This is a genomic window from Streptomyces sp. SS7, from assembly GCF_037993025.1.
Taxonomy (GTDB): Bacteria; Actinomycetota; Actinomycetes; order Streptomycetales; family Streptomycetaceae; genus Streptomyces.
In genome coordinates this window covers 4,554,734-4,573,927 of the sequence record NZ_CP141223.1, presented here as the reverse complement: position 1 = coordinate 4,573,927, position 19,194 = coordinate 4,554,734, and the positions used below count along the sequence as shown (strand labels likewise).

The following is a 19,194-nucleotide window of genomic DNA, read 5'->3' as shown; positions in this document are numbered from 1 at the left end:
AGAAGCGGGGGTTCGGAGGAGGGACACACCACAGATGAGACCCCTACGCATCGGCGCGGGGACGGTCAAGGCACTCGCGGCGGCGGCCGTCGTCTTCGCGGCCGTCCTGCCCGCTCAGCCCGCCTACGCAGCCACGACGAACTTCTACGTCGACCCCGTCAACGGCAGTGACAGCAACTCGGGCACCAGCACCGCCGCAGCCTTCAAGACCATCCAGGCCGCCCAGGCCGCCGTCCGGGCCGTGAACGCGAACATGTCCGACGACATCGTCGTGAACCTGCGCGGCGGCACCTACCCCCTCACCGCCCCGATCACCTTCGGCACCAGCGACTCGGGCACGAACGGCCACACGGTCGTCTACCAGGCGTACAACGGCGAGACGCCCGTGATCAGCGGCGGCAAGGCTGTCACCGGCTGGACCCCGGCTGCCAACGGTGAGTACAAGGCGTCCGTGGGCACCCTCAACTTCCGACAGCTCTACGTCAACGGCGTCCGCGCCACCCGGGCGCGCTTCCCCGATGTCGGCACGGACTTCCAGCTGCAGGGCAGTGACAAGCCCAACAAGCTGCTGAAGGTGCTCAGTTCGCAGGTCTCCAACTGGGACCACCTCAGCCAGGTCGAGATGATGCTGGAAACGCAGTGGGGCGAGAGCTACCTGCGGCTGAAGTCGATCAGCTCCAGCAACGGCATCGCCAACGTGTCGATCCAGGACCACGAAGCGGGCATCCTGTTCCAGCGCCCCTGGCCCCAGCTCTCCAACAACTCCCCCCTGCACTTCGAGAACGCCCACGAGTTCCTCAACGAACCGGGCGAGTTCTACGTCGACACGGCCGCGCAGACCGTCTACTACAAGCCGCGCCCCGGCGAGGACATGTCCACGGCCGCCGTGCAGGCACCCACGCTCAAGACGCTTGTCGACGTCAAGGGCACGAGCCTCGACAGTCCCGCGCACGACCTGCGCTTCTCCGGGATCACCTTCCTCCGGACCACCTGGATGGAAGCGACCGACAACGGCTACCTCAACGGCCAGGGCGGCCTCTACAACATCTCGGCCGACAACTCCAACAACCAGTACGTCGGCCGCCCGCCGGCCGGAGTCCAGGCCGCCGACGCCGACCGCGTCTCCTTCACCGGCAACACCTTCACACAGATGGGCTCCACCGCCCTCGATCTGTCCCACGGCGTGCACAACAGCACCGTGACCGGAAACGTCGTCTACGACATCGCCGGCAACGGGATCATGGTCGGCAAGTTCTCCGATCCCACGGTGGAGATGCACACCGTCTACAACCCACCCGCCTCACCGGCCGGTGAGGACGCCCGGGAGGTGGTCAAGAACGTCACCGTCAAGGACAACCTGATCACCCGGATCGGTGAGGACTACCTGGGCACCGCGGGCATCAACGCGGGCTTCGTCAACAGCACCACCATCGACCACAACGACATCTCCGACACCCCGTGGGCCGCGATCTCGCTGGGCTGGGGCTGGCAGTCGGCGGCGAACGCCGAAGGCAACAACAGCATCAGCTACAACCGGATCGGCAACGTGATGAACCGGCTGTGCGACTCCGCCGGCATCTACCACCTCTCCAACGACCCGGGCACCGTCATCAACGGCAACTACGTCCACGACGTGCTGAGAACGCCGACCGCCTGCGGCAATGCCGTGGCCGGCCTCTACACGGACGAGGGGTCGAACAACATGACCCTGTCGAACAACGTGCTGTCGCGCACCGACGGACTGGTCAACCAGAACGGCAACGGCTCGAACGTCACCCTCACCAACAACACGACGTCCGGCGACACGGTGATCAAGGCCTCCGGTCTCGAGTCCGCCTACCAGGGGCTGGCTTCGAAGCTCAACCTCGCCTACAACAGGCCGGCGACGTCGTCCTCGGTCTACGGCACCGGCACGGAGGCCTCGAAGGCCGTCGACAACAACGGCTCGACCGGCTGGTCACCGACCGGCAGCGACAGCTCCGCCTGGTGGCAGGTCGACCTGGGACAGGCCTACCAGCTCGGACAGTTCTCCCTGACGACGCGCCAGGACCTCGACCAGTCCGAGACCCGCGGCAACTTCGAGGTCCGGGCCTCCAACGACCCGTCCTTCGCCACGTACACCGTCGTGGGGCGCCAGACGAGCACCCTGCCGCTCGCCGGCACCCTCACCGGCGACATCGACGTCCGCCAGACGTTCCGCTACGTGCGGGTCGCCAAGACCGACGGCGCCTACTTCTACATCACGGACTTCAGCGTGCAGCAGGCCGGCGGGGCGCTCGAGGACTCGACCGGTACGCCGAACACCAACCCGTCGACCTACTACACGATCAAGAACGTCAACAGCGGGCAGGTGATGGACGTCAACGGCGGATCCACCGCCGACGGCGCGAGCATCATCCAGTGGTGGAACTCGGGCAGCGCCAACCAGCAGTGGAACATCGTTCCCGTCAGCGGACAGCTCTGCAAGATCGTGAGCAGGAACAGCGGCAAGGTCCTCGACTTCGGCTGGGCGAGCCACTGGAGGGGTACCGCGCTGCAGCAGCAGACCTACAACGGCAGCAACAACCAGCTGTGGTACTTCGAGCAGACCAGCGGTGGCTACCTCATCCGCAACTTCGAGAGCAGGCAGGTCCTCGAGGTGAGCGGCGGGTCGACAGCGGGCGGAGCCGCCGTCGACCAGTCGATGCCCGTGAACGAGTCCTCCCAGATCTGGACGATCCAGTGACGGGATGATCCGACGCGAGGCAGTGGGCGGTGGGGCCGGAGAGCGATGGCTTTCCGGCCCCACCGCCCCCTTCGCACGACAGTGTCCGGCCCGTGCCCGGCTGTTCCGCCTGCGCTAGTCGGCGGTCACGGGGCGGGTCCGGGTGACCCCCTGGTACGCGGCGCCGAGCAGGGCCGCCTGGACCACCGCCCCGACCGGCACCCCGATCAACGCGAACTGGCTGGGCACCACCAGGAACAGCAGCGAGGTCGGAGCGGTGGCGAAGAAGAGCCACATCCCGGCGAAGGACGCGTCCGCGTGGGAGATGAACAGCGTGTCCACCGTGATCCACACCGTGAGCGCACCCACGAGGAGCAGATAGCCGAGGGCGGCGGGGGTGCGCAGGGCCGAGAGGAGCGTGCGGCGGCCGTTCATGGGGGTGCCTCCTGGAGAGCGGATGCTGTCGTGTGATCTCCACGATGGCGCCCCGCGGCCGACGGCCACCTGAGTGCCCGTACTCAACCCCGGGGCCGGCCGTACCTACGCGGTGCGACCGGGACGGTCCATGGCGCCCCGGCAGCGGGCGCCGCCCTGAGGCCGGGCATATCCTGAAATCGCCACTCGCGCGCGTCCGCCCGAGAGTCAGAAGAAGGTGACCGCGATGCGCATGATGATGAGGGCGTCCATGGACACGGAGAAGGCCAACGAGCTGATCCGGAACGGGACCCTCGGGAAGCTGATCGAGGAGTCCATGGCGCAGATCAAGCCCGAGGCGGCCTACTTCACGGCGGACGGCGGACGCCGGACCGCCTATCTGTTCTTCGACATGGAGGACCCCTCCGACATGCCGGTGATCAGCGAGCCGTTCTTCCTGGAGCTGGGCGCCGACCTCTCCTACACGCCGGTGATGAACAGGGAGGACGTCCAGAAGGGGCTGTCCCGGCTCGGGCGTTGATCTCGGGCGTCAGCTGAACACGATCATCGACCCCTGCGCCAGACTCCGCGTCGCCGCCGCGTGCAGCCCCAGCCACACGTGCCGCTCGCGGGCGAAGGGGCTGGGATCGTACGGCGCGGGCACGGCCGGTTCCTCCAGTTCCGTGGGCGCGGTGGGGGCCTGGGGCGGTGCCGGCGGGTTCGCCGGGTCGATGCCGATCGACGGGGCGACGAACTCCAGCTCCCGCAGCAGGGACTGCGAGGAGCCGAGGGGGCCGCCTCCGGCGAGGAGGTCGTCGTCCGAGAGCGGGTGCGGGAAGTCGACCGGGACGTACGCGCCCGCGTGGTCGTAGTGCCAGACCAGGTGGGACTGCTGGGCGGTGGACTCGAACATCTCCAGGAGCTGTTCGTAGTCGCCGCCCAGTTCGTCGACCGGGGTCACCGGCAGCCCGCACACCTGGAGCAGATAGGCGCGGCGCAGGAAGTGCAGCGCGTCGTAGTCGAAGCCGGCCACCGGGGCGACCTCCCCGGACAGCCCCGGCATGTACTGGAACACCGGCACCGGCGGCAGCCCCGCCTCCGCCAGCACCTTGTTGTACTGCGCGAGTTCGTCGGCGAACGGGTTGTCGGGGGTGTGGCACAACACGTCGACGAGCGGTACCAGCCACAGGTCACAGGCCAAAGAAGGCTCCTCCAGTCGTCAGTCGTGCAGGTCCCATACCCACACTCCGTCCACCCGCCTACCGGGTCGGCCCAACAACTTGTCCACGGTCTCACGCAGGACGCCCGCGTGGTGCTGCGGGGCCAGCACCAGTGCGCCCGCCCGCCAGTACGCCAGGTCCTGCGCCGCCGCCTCCCGGGCGGCCGTGTCGATCACCGGGACGATCCCCGTGAACCGGGCCTCCTGGAGCAGGTTCGCCGTGAAGCGGAGCGGGACGCCGTACACGCCGGTGCGGTCGCCGTCGCCGTAGGGCCCGTTGAAGTAGCCGCCCGGCATCCGGAAACCGAGCCCGGTGGCGGTCTGCCAGTGCAGGGCCTCGGCGGCGCCGGGCTCGGCGAGCGGCACCGGCACCAGCGTCTCGCCGTCGCGGACGTACGCCTTCCAGGTCCCGTCCGTGAAGAAGGCCGGCACCTCGGCGCGCGGCTCCGACCGCAGGGGCGCGGGGACCAGGGGGAGCAGGGCCAGGACCACGGCGGCCAGTGCGGCGTACCGCACCCCCCGCCGCAGCCCCCTCAGCTCCGCCACCGCCAGGGCGACCAGCATCCCCAGCACCGGGGCGCAGATCATCGCCACCCGGCTCTCGATCACCGACTCGAAGAGGGGCAGCCCGTCGAGGAGGGCCCAGGGGCCCGGCGGGCCCATCGACAGGACGGCCGCTCCCAGGACGCTCGCCGCCAGGGCCCGTACGACCGGGCGCCGCCGCCACAGCAGCACGGTGACGGCCAGGGCCAGCAGGGCGAGCGGCCAGCCGTAGAAGGCGTTCTGCTCGGTGGCGTTGAGGGAGAGGGTGCGGACGCTCCCGGCGTCGCCCGCGAGCAGGGAGCGTTCGGCGAAGGTGAGCAGGGCGCGCAGGGAGTTGGCGGTGCCGGGGGCGGTGCCGTGGTCGATGCCGTCGTAGGACTGCGGGCCGGAGAACTGCCAGGCCAGCGGGTAGACGAGGAGGGGGAGGCAGACGGCCGCGCCGATCGCCAGGCCGCGCAGCAGGGGGCGTACGGCCGCCGCGGCCTCCTTGGGGTGTACGGCCGTGCAGCCGAGCGCGAACAGGAGCATGCCGAGCGCCGCGAGCAGCAGTGCCTCCTCGCCGAGGAGGCACTGGTACGCCGTCATCAGGCCGAGGATCACGGCGTCCCGGCCGACCCGGGTGCCCGTGCACAGCCGCAGGGCGCGGTCGATGATCAGCGGGACCATGAAGAGGACGACGAAGTTGGGGTGCGCGTTGGCGTGGCTGACGAAGGGCGGCGCGAAGGCGGCCAGGGCGGCTCCGGTGAAGGCGGCGCCCCGGTGCGGGGTGAGGCGCCTGGCGATCAGCCCGTACCAGGCGGCGGCGGTCGCGGCCAGGCCCAGGGTCATCACCAGGCTGAGCGTGACCGCCGGGCCGAACAGCAGCGTCAGCGGTGTCAGCGGCACGGAGAGACCCGGCATGGCCGTGTTGGCCATGAGGTTCACGCCGTCGGGATAGCCCTGGAGGTCGCTGAAGAAGGGGTTGCGCAGATGGCTGACGTTGTCCGCCGTCACCGCGAAGAACCACTCCCACTGGGTCTGGTCCTGGAGCGAGTCCGTGAGATAGCGGTGCGCCGGGTCGAGGACGCGGCCCGAGTAGAGGGTGAGGGAGAAGGCGAGGAAGAGCAGGCCCGCCAGGAGGTCGGCGCGGCGCAGGCGGGCCAGGTCGCGCAGGAAGCGGAGGTAGTCCGGCGGGCGGACCTTCGAGCCGGGCCGGTGCGACCAGTGCACCGGCACCTCGGCGACCGGCCAGTCGGCCCGCTGGAAGTGCCGCAGCACCTCCACGTCGATCGCCCAGCCGTCGACCCGTGAGGCGGCGAACGCGGCGCGCGCCTTGTCGCCGTCGAACAGCTTGAAGCCGCACTGGGTGTCCCGGATCCCGCGCACGGCGGTGGCCCGTATGAGCCGGTTGCCGGCCTTGCCGAGGAGTTCGCGGGCCCGGTGCTGGCGGTCGCCCAGGGTGGCGCCCGGCACGGCGCGGGAGCCCACGGCCGCCGCATGGCCCTCGGCGAGCGCCTGCTCCAGCCGCGCCAGTTCGGTCACGGGGGTGGCGAGATCGGCGTCGGTGACGAGGATCCGGTGGCCCCGGCTGGCGGCCACCCCGAGCCGCAGCGCGTGCCCCTTGCCCCGGCCCTCGCCGGTGACGGCCCGCACGCGGGGGTCGCGGCGGGCGGCGACCAGGTCACCGGTGGCGTCCGTGGACCCGTCGTCGACGACGACGATCTCCCAGGGCTCCCCGGTCCGTTCGAGATGGTCCACCAGGGCGTCGAGGGTGGGTCCCAGCCGTCGCTCCTCGTCCCGGGCCGGGACGACCACGGACAGGGCGACGGTCCCGGTCTCCCGGTCGGTGGCCGTCGCCGTCATCGATCCGCCAGCCGCTCGACCAGGGCGACGGAGTCGGCGTTGTACTCGGCGAGCATCCGGCGGGCCGTGGCGGTGTCGCGCCGGTACAGGGCGTCGACGAGCTCTGTATGGCCGGACCACAGATGTCCGCGCAGATCGGTGAGCCGCCTCAGGTGCTGCACCGCGCACACCCAGCTCTGCACCCGCAGCCGGTGCAGGAAGTCGGCGAGATAGGGGTTGCCGAAGAAGTCGCTGAGCTCTCGCCAGAAGCGCAGGTCGTAGCCGATGAGGACGGTCAGGTCACCGGCGGCCGCGGCCCGCTGGGCCTCCTCGCCGCGCCGGCGCACCCCGTTGATGGCGGCGGCGACCCGCTCCGGCGAGCCCGACTCGCGGACGGACTCCCGGCCTTCCTCCAGCTGCAGGAACATGCCCTCGATGATCAGCGAGCGGGCCTCGATCATGCCCCGGTAGTCCTCCACCGAGTACTCGTGGACCCGGAACCCGCGGTGCTGGTCGGCGTCCAGCAGCCCCTGCGCGGAGAGATCCACCAGCGCCTCGCGGACCGGGGTCGCCGAGACGCCGTACTGCTCGGCGATCTCCTTGACCGTGAACTCCTGCCCGGGTTGCAGTCGCCCCGCCAGCACCTCGTCGCGGAGCGCGTCGGCGATCTGCTGCCGCAGGGTGCTGCGCGTCACGGCGCCGTTGCCGCTGCTGCCGGGCATCTTCGGGGCGTCTCCCTCGGGGCGTACGGACGGGAAAGGGGCGTGCTCGTCGATATGTACGAGCACGCCACCTTACGCGTTCGAAGATTTCAAGCCCCTACACGCGTAGCGTGCGTGCGCCGTCCCGGCCCTGTGCCTACCCGGTGTACTCGTCGGCGACCGAAAGGGCCTGGTCAAGGGCCGCGAGGCCCTCCTTCAGCTCGGATTCCGAGGCATTGAGCGGGGGCACGAAATGCGTCCGGTTCATGTTCACGAAGGGCCACACCCCGGCCTGCTTGGCGGCCGCGCCGAAGGCCGCCATCGCCGCGTTCGCCTCGCCCGCCGCGTTGTAGGGGACGAGCGGTTCCCGGGTCTCGCGGTCCTTGACCAGCTCCAGCGCCCAGAACATGCCCACACCCCGTACGTCGCCGACGCTGGGGTGCCGCTCGGCGAGCGCCCGCAGTCCCGGTCCGACGACGGACGCGCCCAGGTTCCGCGCGTTCTCCACGATCCCCTCCTGCGCCATCACCCCGATGGTGGCGACGGCGGCGGCACAGGCCAGCGGGTGCCCGGAGTACGTCAGCCCGCCCGGGTACGCCCGCCGGGCGAACGTCTCCGCGATCGCGCCGGAGATCGCCACCCCGCCGAGCGGCACATAGCCGCTGTTCACGCCCTTGGCGAAGGTCATCAGGTCGGGGACGACCCCGAACAGGTCGGCGGCGAACCACTCACCGGTGCGCCCGAACCCGGCCATGACCTCGTCCAGGACGAGGACGATCCCGTACTTGTCGCAGATCTCCCGGACCCCGGCGAGGTAGCCCGGCGGCGGCACCATGATCCCGGCGGTGCCGGGGACGGTTTCCAGGATGACCGCGGCGACGGTGGCGGGTCCCTCGAAGGCGATGGTCGTCTCCAGGTGCTCCAGCGCCCGCGCGCACTCCTGCTCCTCGGTCTCGGCGTAGAAGCGGGAGCGGTAGAGGAAGGGCGCCCAGAAGTGCACCACTCCGGCGGAGGCGCTGTCGGAGGCCCAGCGGCGCGGGTCGCCGGTGACGTTGATCGCCTGCTGGGTGCCGCCGTGGTAGGAGCGGTAGGCGGAGAGGACCTTCGGGCGGCCGGTGTGCAGCCGGGCCATGCGCAGGGCGTGCTCGACGGCGTCCGCGCCGCCGTTGGTGAAGAAGATCTTGTCCAGGTCGCCGGGGGTGCGCTCGGCGATCAGCCGGGCGGCCTCGGAACGGGCCTCGACGGCGAAGGCGGGCGCGAAGGTGGTCATCCGCGCGGCCTGCTCCTGGATCGCGGCGACGACCTTCGGGTGCTGGTAGCCGATGTTGGCGTAGACGAGCCCGCTGGTGAGGTCGAGGTACCGCTTGCCGTCGTGGTCCCAGAAGTACGACCCCTCGGCGCCGGCCACGGCGAGCGGGTCGATGAGCTCCTGTGCTGACCAGGAGTGGAAGACGTGCGCACGGTCCGCGGCCTTCACGGCGGCGCCCGCCCGGGGGTCGGTCCGAGGGGTCATGGCCGGTGAGCGTAGGAGGGGGGTGGGCGGCGGCGGTACCGGCGTTCTGTTCCGTCGGCGGGCGGATTCCACGACAGGTTGTCGGGCGTCGGGCGGACATCACGGGGTTTGACAGCTTACTGTCCAAGTGACAGCCTGTTGTCATGACCCTCAAGCCCGTTCATCTCGCCGTGTACGACACGTTCGCCGACTGGGAGACGGGGTTCGCCACCGCCTACCTCGCCCGGAACGGATATCCGGTCCGCACCGTCGGCGCGTCCGCCACCGAGCCGGTGGTCAGCATCGGGGGGCTGCGCGTCCTGCCCGACCTCGCCCTGGACGCCGTACGGCCCGAGGACAGCAGCCTGCTGATCCTGCCGGGCGCCGACCTCTGGGACACCTCCGAGGACCTCGCGCCCTTCGCCCGCACGGCACGGGAGTTCCTCGCGGCCGGTACGCCCGTCGCCGCGATCTGCGGGGCCACCGCCGGACTCGCCCGCGTGGGCCTGCTCGACGACCGGGACCACACGAGCGCCGTCTCCTTCTACCTGGCCGCCACGGGCTACGGCGGCGGCGGGCGGTACGTCGACGCCGACGCCGTGACCGACGGCGGCCTGATCACCGCCGGACCGACCGAGCCCGTCGCCTTCGCCCGGGAGGTCCTCGGCCTCCTCGGCGTGTACGAGGGGGAGGTGCTCGACGCCTGGTACCGGCTGTTCCACGACTCCGACCCGTCGGCCTACGCCGTGCTGGAGAAGGCGACGGCCGGCCGGTGAGCCACCAGCGTCAGGACCTGCTCAGCCGCAGCGCCCTCGGGGTGTTCCGGCTGAACGGCCAGTTCCTCTCGGTCGCCGAGGAACTGGCGCGGCCCGCCGGGATCAGCGCCGCCTGGTGGCAGGTGATGGGGGCGGTGCAGCGGGAGCCGCTGCCGGTGTCCGGTATCGCCCGGGTCATGGGCATCACCCGGCAGAGCGTGCAGCGCATCGCCGATCTGCTGGTGGGCGAGGGGCTGGCCGAATACCGCCCCAACCCCGCCCACCGCCGGGCGAAGCTGCTCGCGCCCACTCCCGAGGGGCTCGCGGCGGTCGCCCGCATCGGCCCCGGGCACGCCGCCTTCGCCGACCGGCTCGCCGCGGCCTACGGGGAGGCGGAGCTGGCCGAGGCCGTGCGGGTACTGGAACGGCTGGCCGAGGTGCTGGACGACCTGGAGCACCCGGGCACCGCGCCCCTCGTTACGGAACCGTAGACATCGCGCCACACGCCTGCCCGAACGGCCGGTTTATTCTCGGCTCGATCAGACATGTGGGCGAGAGGTGGCGCTGCGATGGAGAAGTTGGGCCCGCAGGACCCGCAGCGCATCGGTGGCTACCGGCTGCTCGCGCGGCTGGGCGCGGGCGGCATGGGGCAGGTCTACCTGGCCCGTTCCGACCGCGGGCGGACCGTCGCGGTGAAGCTGGTCAAGCCGGAACTCGCCGCGCGCGAGGAGTTCCGGGCCCGGTTCCGCCAGGAGGTGCGCAACGCGCAGCGGGTCGGCGGCTTCTGGACCGCGCCCGTCCTCGACGCCGACACCGAGGCCGCCGTGCCCTGGGTCGCCACCGGCTATGTCGCCGGCCCCACCCTCCAGCAGGTCGTCGGCCACGACCACGGCCCGCTCCCCGAGCGCTCGGTGCGCATCCTCGCCGCCGGTCTCGCCCACGCGCTCACCAACATCCACGCCGCCGGGATCGTCCACCGCGACCTCAAGCCGTCCAACGTCATGGTCACCATCGAGGGCCCCCGCGTGATCGACTTCGGTGTCGCACGGGCCCTGGAGACGGTGAGCGACAGCGGTCTCACCCGCACCGGCGCGGTCGTCGGCTCACCCGGCTTCATGGCCCCCGAACAGGTGCGCGGCGAGCCGATCACCCCCGCGAGCGACGTCTTCTGCCTCGGCTCCGTCCTCGCCTACGCGGCCACCGGCGTCCTCCCCTTCGGCGGCACCGAGGGCGGGGCCCACGCCCTGATGTTCCGCATCGCCGAGGAGGAACCCGACCTCTCCGGCGTCCCCGAGGGCATCGCCGACCTGGTCCGCGCCTGTCTGCGCAAGGACCCCGCCGCCCGCCCCACCCTGCCCTGGATCCTGGAGCGCACCGGCACCGGGGACACCCTCGTCGACGGCCACTCCCGCGACCCCTGGCTGCCGAGCGCGCTCGTCGCCCAGCTCGGGCAGCACGCCGTACGGCTGCTGGAGACGGAGGACCCGCAGGGGAGCCCGGAGCACGGCGGACGGCAGGGCTACACCGACGGGCCCGGGGCGCCGGGCGCCCTGCCGCGGACGCGGGTCGCGGGCCCCGGCACCACGGCGTCCCCCGCCCCGGCCGCCGTACCGCACCCGGCGTACGGCCACACCCAGCAGCACCCGCAGTCCGGTCCCGGCCCCGCCCGGCCGACGCCGCACAACCCGTACACCGGGCAGGAGACGGGGTACGGGAACGCCGGGTACGGCGGCTACGGGGACACGGGGTACGCGGACACGGCGTACGGGAACACGGCGTACGGGAACACGGCGTACGGGGCCACCGGCTACGGCGCCTCGCCGTACGGTGGCGCCGCGCCCGGGGGTGCGACCCCGCCCCCCTCCTACGAGCCCTACGGCCCCTCGCACGGCCCCGGCCACGACCCCGCCCACGACGACGAGCCGGAGCCGTCGCGGCGCAGTGGCCGGACGTCCGCGCTGCTGGTGGCGGTCGCGGTGGTGGTCGCGCTCGCGGCCGGCGGGTCGGTGTACGGGCTGCTGGGCGGTGACGACTCCTCGGACGGGAAGGCCGGCCCGTCACCGAGCCGTACGGCGGCCACCGGGCCGGCCGACGCCACCCCCTCCGCGAACGCGTCCTCGTCCTCCCCCTCGCCGTCCGCCTCCGCGACGGACGGCGGAGCGGTCCCGGCCGGCTACCTCGGCACCTGGACCACCACGATCGACAACGAGACCGGCAAGAACACCCGCCGGCTCGTCATCAAGCAGGGCAAGGTGGGAGACGCCGTGCTCTCGCTCGTCGCCGACGGGGACGCGTACCACTGCGAGTTCACCGCCGAGCTGACCGAACGCCCCACCGAGAAGGGCCCGTTGCAGATCGGACCGTCCACCGTCACCTCGGGGCGGCCCCGTTCCTCCTGCACCGCGGGCGCCGCCACCGAGGTCACCCTGCTCGCCGACGGCAGGCTGCAACGCGTCAACGCCGACACCGGGGAGAAACTGACGTACACCCGCCGGTGAACGTGCGGCGCACGCGTCATGTCCGGTACGAGCGCCTTGTGCCACGCCGCTGTCCGACCCGGGGGAACGGCCGGGACGTCATCCGCAGCACGCCCGGCCGACTCCGGCGCACGCTCACCGCGGCTCGGGCGGGCGCTGCCGCGGCATGTTCGGCCGGGAACCGGCACCGGGAGGCAGGGGAAAGCGCGGCGGCCCCGCATCCTGCCGGCCCCCGGACACCACCGCCGACTGGATCCCCAGCGGCGCGGACCCGGTGCGGAACTCCACCATCCAGTCCGCCGTCTCCGCCCGCACCAGCTCCATCACGTCCTCCGAGAAGCGCCGCAGCACCGCCAGACACCGCTCCGCGGCCTCGCTCGCCGTCCCCTCCGCCGGTCCCAGCACCTCCCGCACACTCTCGCTCGCCCAGTCGAACTGGAGCAGCTGAAGCCGCCGCTGCACCGCCTGCGCCGTCGCCACATCCCTTATCCACCCGGACGTCACCCCGAAGAACCGGTCGACCGCCACACAGGACACCGCGAGCAGCAGGGCCAGATAGCCCCACGGCGCCACCCCGCCGATCACCCCGGTGAGGTCCAGCAGCGGCAGCCCCGCCCCGGCGACCGCCCCCGTCGCCGCCCCGCCGCGCAGCACCCGCGCCCCGCGCCGCTTCCACACCCGGTCCGAGAGGTACCAGGTCGCCGTCTGGAGCGCCCCCCGCTCCACCCACCGGTACAGCTCCTCCAGCCGCTCCGCCGGCTCGCCCCAGTCCCCGAGCGGAAACACCCGCCCGGTCAGATCGCCCGGCCGCAGCCCGGCCGCACCCTCGCCCCACCCGTCCTGAGGCGGACCCTCGGGCTGCATCTCCGGCTGACCCACGGCACTCCCTAATGACTCAGTGACTCCGCGTAACGTCTGATGCTGATGTGCCGGACCCTTCCTACCTCCCAATGGGTGGCGAAGGCGACGCTTTGGTCGCTTTTCCGCCCGGAAGTGGGCCTTGATCAGGTATAGGACGCTACCGGGACTCACTCGAAAGAGTGGCGGGGCGATGCGCTCATCGAGCACGTAGGCTCGTGCCAGACAGGAAAACGCAGACAGGAGCTGATCGTGATTCCCGGTGGTGGCCAGCCGAATATGCAGCAGCTGCTCCAGCAGGCCCAGAAGATGCAGCAGGACCTGGCCCGTGCCCAGGAGGAGCTCGCGAACACCGAGGTCGACGGGCAGGCGGGCGGCGGTCTGGTCAAGGCGACGGTAACCGGCTCCGGCGAGCTGCGCGCCCTGAGGATCGACCCCAAGGCCGTCGACCCCGAGGACACCGAGACCCTCGCCGATCTGATCGTCGCGGCCGTGCAGGCGGCCAACCAGAACGCCCAGACGCTCCAGCAGCAGAAGCTCGGCCCGCTGGCCCAGGGCCTCGGCGGCGGCAGCGGCATTCCCGGCCTGCCTTTCTAAGACGGGCCCCGGCCAACTACCGTACGTACTGCAAGGAACCCAGGAAGGACGGCAGTCCGTTGTACGAAGGCGTGGTCCAGGACCTCATCGACGAGCTGGGGCGGCTGCCCGGCGTCGGTCCCAAGAGCGCGCAGCGGATCGCCTTCCACATCCTCCAGGCGGAACCGACGGACGTACGGCGCCTCGCGCAGGCCCTGATGGAGGTCAAGGCGAAGGTCCGCTTCTGCGCGACCTGCGGGAACGTGGCGCAGGAGGAGCTGTGCGGCATCTGCCGCGACACCCGCCGCGACGTGTCCGTCATCTGTGTCGTGGAGGAACCCAAGGACGTCGTGGCGATCGAGCGGACCCGTGAGTTCCGCGGCCGCTACCACGTCCTGGGCGGAGCGATCAGCCCGATCGAGGGCGTCGGCCCCGACGACCTGCGCATCAGGGAGCTGCTGGCCCGTCTCGCGGACGGCGCGGTCACGGAACTGATCCTCGCGACCGACCCCAACCTCGAGGGCGAGGCGACGGCCACGTACCTCGCCCGCATGATCAAGCCCATGGGCCTGAAGGTCACCCGCCTGGCCAGCGGCCTCCCGGTGGGTGGCGACCTGGAATACGCGGACGAGGTCACCCTCGGCCGCGCCTTCGAGGGGAGACGACTCCTAGATGTCTGACGCCACGCTGCACGCGACCGACCGGAACCCGGACGACTTCGCGGTCCAGATCGCGGACCAGGTGGAGAGCTTCCTGGTGGCCGTCACGGAGGTGGCCAAGGGCGACGAGCCGGGCTCAGCCGTCCCCTTCCTCCTCCTGGAGGTCTCCCAGCTGCTCCTCGCGGGCGGCCGCCTCGGCGCCCACGAGGACATCGTCCCCGACGAGCGCTACGAGCCCGACACGGGCCCGGACGCGGACGTGGACGAACTCCGCGAGAACCTCGCCCGGCTGCTCGACCCGGTCGACGTGTACTCCGAGGTCTTCGACCCCTACGAGCCCCGCAAGGCGCCCGTCCCGGCCCGGATCTCCGACGACCTCGCCGACGTCATCACCGACCTGCGCCACGGCATGGCCCACTACCGGGCCGGCCGCACCTCCGAGGCCCTGTGGTGGTGGCAGTTCTCCTACTTCTCCAACTGGGGCTCCACCGCCTCCGCCACGCTGCGCGCGCTGCACTCCGTCCTCGCCCACATCCGCCTGGACCAGCCCCTCGAGGAGCTGGACGGCCTGGACACCGACCAGGGGATGGGCGACGACACCCTGGAGTTCGAGGCGGGCAAGGTGATGGAGGTCGAGATAGGCGAGCAGCTGGGCCGGGTCAGGTAGCGTCCGCCGCCGCGCGCATCACCAGCCCGGGAACCTTGGGGAGAGCGGTCCGTACGGCCTGCCTGACCGCGTCGAGGTCGACGCCGAGGCGTTCCAGACGGGGGACCAGGTCGGCGACCGGGCCGGGGTGGGACTCCGTGATGCGGAGGTAGTACTGGATGCCACGGCCGACTCTGAAGCCTCGTTCCGGATCCAGCTGCCGCAGCAGACAGAGGTCCAGGTCGACGGCATCGAGCGCGGTGGTGTGGTCGCCGCGGATCGCGAAGCCCAGAGACTGGATCTGCCGTACGGCTTCCGGCCATTCCATCTCCAGGCCGACCGCAGCGTCCACGAGGCGGTGCAGCGGCAACGGATCCTCGAATCTGCGCCGACCCGCCCGCCGGGGCGCGCATCGTTCCAAGAGGTGGTGATTTACGGAGTCCAGCGCTTCGGCAGACACCTCGCCCTTGACCGCCACTCCGTATTGCCTCATACGGTGCAGGACGGCACCGCGAGGCATGTCGAGCTGACGGGACGCCTGCATCACAGCCTGGAGGGGCCGCGGGTTGCCGACCCAGTCCTGGCTGGGCCGAAGGAGGATCGCGTCGTTCGGATCGGCCTCCGCCGGGAAGGGCGCGTCCGGCGGCAGCAGTCCGTACGCGCGGAGTCGGTCCGCCACCGCAGCGGGTGACAGTCCGGTCTCAAGGGCTACTTCGGCCACGTGAAGCGGCGAGACCCGGCTGCCCGCCCCGATCCATCGGCGTCCGGACGCGACAGAGCCTGTCAGCGCTCTGATGTCCGTGTCCTCCGCGCGGTCGGGCAGCGGCGTGGGTGGGGTGAGACCGAGCGAGCTGACGAGCCGTGCCGTATCGGCCAGGGACTCGCCCCGCCGCAGCGCGGCGTGGACCAACAGCCCCGGTGGAACGATCTCCTCACCGCACAGCCTTTCCCAGTCGTGCCGGTTCCAGCCCCATTCCTTGCTCTTGGCGAGGACGTCGTCCGTGACCTGTTCGAGAACCGGACGAGCCTCGATGTGGAAGCCGTGTGCGCGCAGTTCCCGCGCGATCTCCGGCACCGGCCGGTTCCACTCGGCGGCGACTGCGAGCACATGCCGGACGGGCACAGGCATCGCGGGAGCCAGGAGCCGATCGCTGTCCGGACCGTTGCTGAGCAGACGCAGCCTGTCCGCGGGGGGAGCGCCCGTGGTCGGCACGTCCAGGACGGTGAGACCGAATCTCCGCAGCCACATCGCGGCTGTGTCGACGGCGATACCGAGTCGGAGGTGTGCCCTGACGAGATGTCCCGGCGGCACGGTTTCGGCGGGGGTGAGCCAGGAGCCCGTACCGTTCAGGTCGTCACTGAGCAGGCGCAGTACTTCTTCGTCGGCGTCGTCCACGGACGGATGGAGGTCCGGGGTGACGAAACCGAAGACCTCCAGGCGTTGTGCCGCCTCCTTCACGCCGATGCCGAACTCGAAGTGGGCCCGGAGCAGATGGCCCGGCGGCACGGCCTTTTCGAGGGGGCTCAGCAGCATGAGATTGATGTCGTCGACGACGGGCTCGCCCTTCGGAGCCGGCGGAGTCGGCAGCACCAACTCGGTCATGCGGCGGACGACCGAAGCGTAGGAGCCGCCGCACGTCTCGGCGAGCGACAGCGCGTGCCAGGGCGTCGCCCGGGAGGACCGGATCCGGACGTCGGACGGCAGTGCGGGCAGCACGTGCTCGACCTCGTTCAGCTCGGGTACCAGCTCGGCCAGTGCGGTGAGCATGGGGTGGGGTCGGTGGGCGAGCAGCCGCCACAGCCGGGTGACATCGTCGGCCGGGCCCCCCATGTCCACGGGAAGGCGCGTGCTCGAGTCCCCGAGATCCCTCCCGCTCAGGATGTGGACGTCATGCGGAAAGTACCCCGCCACCCCCATCTCCGACGCGACCCCCTCCAGGTCCACCACGCACCCCGCCGCCCCGCCCGCCTCCGTCACGAGGTCGGCCAGCCGTGGACTGTGGTCCGCCACGGAGGACAGCCAGTTGTGGGTCAGCAGCGACGGCTCCGTCGTCAGCAGGGCCGGCAGCGCCGCCCTGATCAGCCGCTCCACGTCCGCCCCGACGTCGTCCAGGATCTCCGTCCGGTCGACCGACAGCCGCCGTGGCCGCGTCGCGCCGGCCAGGTTCACCACGGCGCCCCGCAACCGGCCCGCGCCCTTCCCGTCGCTCAGGATTCCGTTCCGTACGCGCGTCTCCGTGTGGATCCCGTCGACCAGCACCCCACCGCCGTGCTCGCACCAGACCACCTGTCCGTCCACCCCCTGCGGGCCGTCGGACCAGGACGCGGTGAGGCCGTGTGCCTCGTAGCCGTCGCGGTTGCTGGTCAGGTCCTCGCGCGGTCGCAGCACCCCCGGCTTCCACTCCACCGACCGTGAGCCGTGCACTGCCGTCGTGGTGAACTCGGCGATGCCCAGCAGCCTGCGCAACTCCCGCACGCAGGACGGGGCCCTGTCGCCGTCGCGCAGGTACAGCCGTACCGTCGTGCCGATCGTCCCCGACGCGTCGGTGGGCCGTACCCGGAAGTAGTGGCCGGGGCCCGTGATGAGCACCGTCAGTTCGTGCGGACGGCCGTCCCGGGGATCCATGTGACACGTCGTCACCCGGACCTCGTCCGCCAGCATGAAGTAGCTCAGCACGCCGATCCCGAAACGGCTGTTGGGGTACATGGTCACCCCCCGCCGCCGCCACTCCTGCTGTTCCTCCCGGTAGCGGGGCAGGTCGGTGAAGCGCACGCCCGCCTGGGCGAAGACCTCGGAGAGGGTGTGTTCGTCCATGCCGACGCCGTTGTCGCGGCATTCGAGGTAGTGGCGGCCTTCCGCCTCGTCGTAGCCCTGCCGGAACTCGATCTTCCCCCGGTACCCGCTGAACTCGTCGGCGGCGAGGGAGCGCGCCCTGCGGTAGCGGCAGGCGTCCAGGGCGTTCTGGTACAGCTCCCGGATGGCGAGGGAACGGTCGCGGTAGAGGTTCTCGCCCATGAGGAGTTCCTGGACCCGCTCCTCGTCCAGCCGGAAGCGCACCAGCCTGTCCACCCGGACCCGCTCGCCCCGGCCGTCCACCTCGTGCACGCCCTCGGCGCGGGTGTGGAGCGGGAGCGCGGCGAGTTCGGGTGCGCCCGATCCCCGGACCGCCCGCAGCAGCGACTCCAGCCGCTGGGTGTGCTCGCTCAGGGCCGCCACCACGGCCGGGTGGTCGCACGTGGCCTTGAGCCCGAGGTCGTCCTGCCCGAACAGCCATTTGGCGCTGTCGACCGTGGACCGCAGCCTTGCGGTGTCCAGCGCCTCCGGGATGCCCACGTGCCGCACGATCACCGAGGGCAGGTCCGTGACCTCCACGGCCATCGCGTGGGCCACGGCGAACAGCGGACCGACGAGACGTTCCCGGACGGACTGGAAGTCCCGCCCGTGGAAGTCGAGGGGGAAGGGTTCCGTGGGGAGGTGTCCGGCGAGGGCCGGGTCGAAGAGGTCCGAGGGGCGCGCCGACGCGCAGGACAACAGCCGTGCCAGCAGCTCCGGTTCGAGGAGGACAGCCACCGTGTCGAGGTCCGCCGGTCGCACGGGCGGAGTGCACCGGCGCGTCCTCGTCCACTGGTGGAACAGCCACCAGCCGATCTCCCGGCGGCCGTCCGGGCGGTCGTCCAGGCCGCCCAACTCGGCCCGGCGGACGAGCCGTTCATGCGATCCGAGGGCCAGTTCATAGGCCCGCCGGTCGGCGTCCGGCGCACTGCGGTGGCGCAGATCCGTGGGGTCCACCCGGGCCAGTTCGGCAGCGGTGGCCGACCGGTGGGCCTGGTGGAGGAAGGGCAGCAGGGCGATCAGTGCCGCCTCGGCGGGGGAGAGGAAGCCCTCACGGCCGTTCCACAGCTGGTGGATCAGGAGGTTGGTCCGGGTGGCCGTCCGGGAGGCGAGCCGTTCGTCGTGCCAGGGGTCGTCCCGCAGTGCCGACCGACGGCTCTCGGCGTACGACGCGGCCAGCCGGTCGGCCAGCTCCGGTGCCTCGTCCTGAAGGCCCTTGCCCCGGTCCCGGGCGTCCGGGCTGATCAATTCCCACACCCGGGACCTGGCCACCTGGGTCCGCCACTCCGCCATCGCTCCCGTGCCCCCTCGTCCCCGAAACGACCACCCAAGCTACCCGCCCCTCGTGGTGGAGCGGGCTGCACCATCGGTTCGGGAGTGCGCTCCCTCGTGTGCGCGGGTCGCGGACGGGATCGTGGGTTGCGCAAGCAGAAGTCACCGGTCACCGCATCCCGAACGGCTCCCGTCATGAAGGCACTTCTCCCGAGTCGCTCGGG

The 19,194-nt window shown here is 71.4% G+C and carries 15 protein-coding genes; 8 read left to right on the top strand and 7 right to left on the bottom strand.

Annotated features, from left to right (window positions below):
* Nucleotides 1-34: 34 nt before the first annotated feature.
* The gene (locus U5640_RS21070; RefSeq protein ID WP_340377318.1) at nucleotides 35-2,725 is read left to right on the top strand and encodes an RICIN domain-containing protein; all 2,691 of its coding nucleotides are present in this window, start codon (nucleotides 35-37) and stop codon (nucleotides 2,723-2,725) included.
* Nucleotides 2,726-2,839: 114 nt separating this feature from the next.
* Here U5640_RS21070 and U5640_RS21065 read toward each other — a convergent pair whose 3' ends face one another.
* On the bottom strand, nucleotides 2,840-3,139 hold the full coding sequence (locus U5640_RS21065; RefSeq protein WP_340377317.1) for a hypothetical protein: 300 nt from the start codon (nucleotides 3,137-3,139) through the stop codon (nucleotides 2,840-2,842).
* Nucleotides 3,140-3,365: 226 nt separating this feature from the next.
* Between U5640_RS21065 and U5640_RS21060 the strand changes: the two genes are divergently transcribed.
* A complete protein-coding gene (locus tag U5640_RS21060) occupies nucleotides 3,366-3,659 on the top strand; it encodes a hypothetical protein (RefSeq protein ID WP_340377316.1) in 294 nt (97 codons plus the stop codon).
* 9 nt (nucleotides 3,660-3,668) lie between these two features.
* Here U5640_RS21060 and U5640_RS21055 read toward each other — a convergent pair whose 3' ends face one another.
* The 4 genes from U5640_RS21055 to U5640_RS21040 all read right to left on the bottom strand — a co-directional run bounded on the left by U5640_RS21055 (nucleotide 3,669) and on the right by U5640_RS21040 (nucleotide 8,915).
* Entirely contained in the window at nucleotides 3,669-4,319 is a 651-nt protein-coding gene (locus U5640_RS21055; RefSeq protein WP_340377315.1) for a hypothetical protein, read from the bottom strand.
* A gap of 18 nt (nucleotides 4,320-4,337) precedes the next feature.
* Complete coding sequence (locus tag U5640_RS21050) at nucleotides 4,338-6,722, bottom strand: dolichyl-phosphate beta-glucosyltransferase (RefSeq protein WP_340377314.1); 2,385 nt, start codon at nucleotides 6,720-6,722, stop codon at nucleotides 4,338-4,340.
* On the bottom strand, nucleotides 6,719-7,423 hold the full coding sequence (locus U5640_RS21045; protein WP_340385239.1) for a GntR family transcriptional regulator: 705 nt from the start codon (nucleotides 7,421-7,423) through the stop codon (nucleotides 6,719-6,721). Before U5640_RS21045 ends, U5640_RS21050 begins: the two co-directional genes overlap by 4 nt.
* Nucleotides 7,424-7,559: 136 nt before the next feature.
* Complete coding sequence (locus tag U5640_RS21040; RefSeq protein ID WP_340377313.1) at nucleotides 7,560-8,915, bottom strand: aspartate aminotransferase family protein; 1,356 nt, start codon at nucleotides 8,913-8,915, stop codon at nucleotides 7,560-7,562.
* 143 nt (nucleotides 8,916-9,058) lie between these two features.
* Here U5640_RS21040 and U5640_RS21035 point away from each other — a divergent pair, with 143 nt between their 5' ends.
* The 3 genes from U5640_RS21035 (at nucleotide 9,059) to U5640_RS21025 (ending at nucleotide 12,147) form a co-directional block, all read left to right on the top strand.
* The gene (locus tag U5640_RS21035; protein ID WP_340377312.1) at nucleotides 9,059-9,670 is read left to right on the top strand and encodes a DJ-1/PfpI family protein; all 612 of its coding nucleotides are present in this window, start codon (nucleotides 9,059-9,061) and stop codon (nucleotides 9,668-9,670) included.
* Nucleotides 9,667-10,140, top strand: a complete 474-nt coding sequence (locus U5640_RS21030) for a helix-turn-helix domain-containing protein (RefSeq protein ID WP_340377311.1) — start codon at nucleotides 9,667-9,669, stop codon at nucleotides 10,138-10,140. Before U5640_RS21035 ends, U5640_RS21030 begins: the two co-directional genes overlap by 4 nt.
* Nucleotides 10,141-10,218: 78 nt before the next feature.
* The gene (locus tag U5640_RS21025; RefSeq protein WP_340377310.1) at nucleotides 10,219-12,147 is read left to right on the top strand and encodes a protein kinase; all 1,929 of its coding nucleotides are present in this window, start codon (nucleotides 10,219-10,221) and stop codon (nucleotides 12,145-12,147) included.
* Nucleotides 12,148-12,261: 114 nt separating this feature from the next.
* Here U5640_RS21025 and U5640_RS21020 read toward each other — a convergent pair whose 3' ends face one another.
* Complete coding sequence (locus U5640_RS21020) at nucleotides 12,262-13,005, bottom strand: SLATT domain-containing protein (RefSeq protein WP_340377309.1); 744 nt, start codon at nucleotides 13,003-13,005, stop codon at nucleotides 12,262-12,264.
* A 231-nt stretch (nucleotides 13,006-13,236) separates the two neighbouring features.
* Between U5640_RS21020 and U5640_RS21015 the strand changes: the two genes are divergently transcribed.
* The 3 genes from U5640_RS21015 to U5640_RS21005 are packed head-to-tail and all read left to right on the top strand — an operon-like array spanning nucleotide 13,237 to nucleotide 14,886.
* A complete protein-coding gene (locus tag U5640_RS21015; protein WP_055633067.1) occupies nucleotides 13,237-13,581 on the top strand; it encodes a YbaB/EbfC family nucleoid-associated protein in 345 nt (114 codons plus the stop codon).
* Nucleotides 13,582-13,640: 59 nt separating this feature from the next.
* The gene (gene recR, locus U5640_RS21010; protein ID WP_340377308.1) at nucleotides 13,641-14,240 is read left to right on the top strand and encodes a recombination mediator RecR; all 600 of its coding nucleotides are present in this window, start codon (nucleotides 13,641-13,643) and stop codon (nucleotides 14,238-14,240) included.
* Entirely contained in the window at nucleotides 14,233-14,886 is a 654-nt protein-coding gene (locus U5640_RS21005) for a DUF5063 domain-containing protein (RefSeq protein WP_340377307.1), read from the top strand. Before recR ends, U5640_RS21005 begins: the two co-directional genes overlap by 8 nt.
* On the opposite strand, the gene U5640_RS21000 is transcribed toward U5640_RS21005, so the two are convergent.
* Nucleotides 14,879-18,991 carry a hypothetical protein gene (locus U5640_RS21000; RefSeq protein ID WP_340377306.1) on the bottom strand — a complete coding sequence of 1,371 codons (4,113 nt, stop codon included), beginning with the start codon at nucleotides 18,989-18,991 and terminating at the stop codon, nucleotides 14,879-14,881. The genes U5640_RS21005 and U5640_RS21000 overlap by 8 nt on opposite strands.
* Nucleotides 18,992-19,194: the final 203 nt, after the last annotated feature.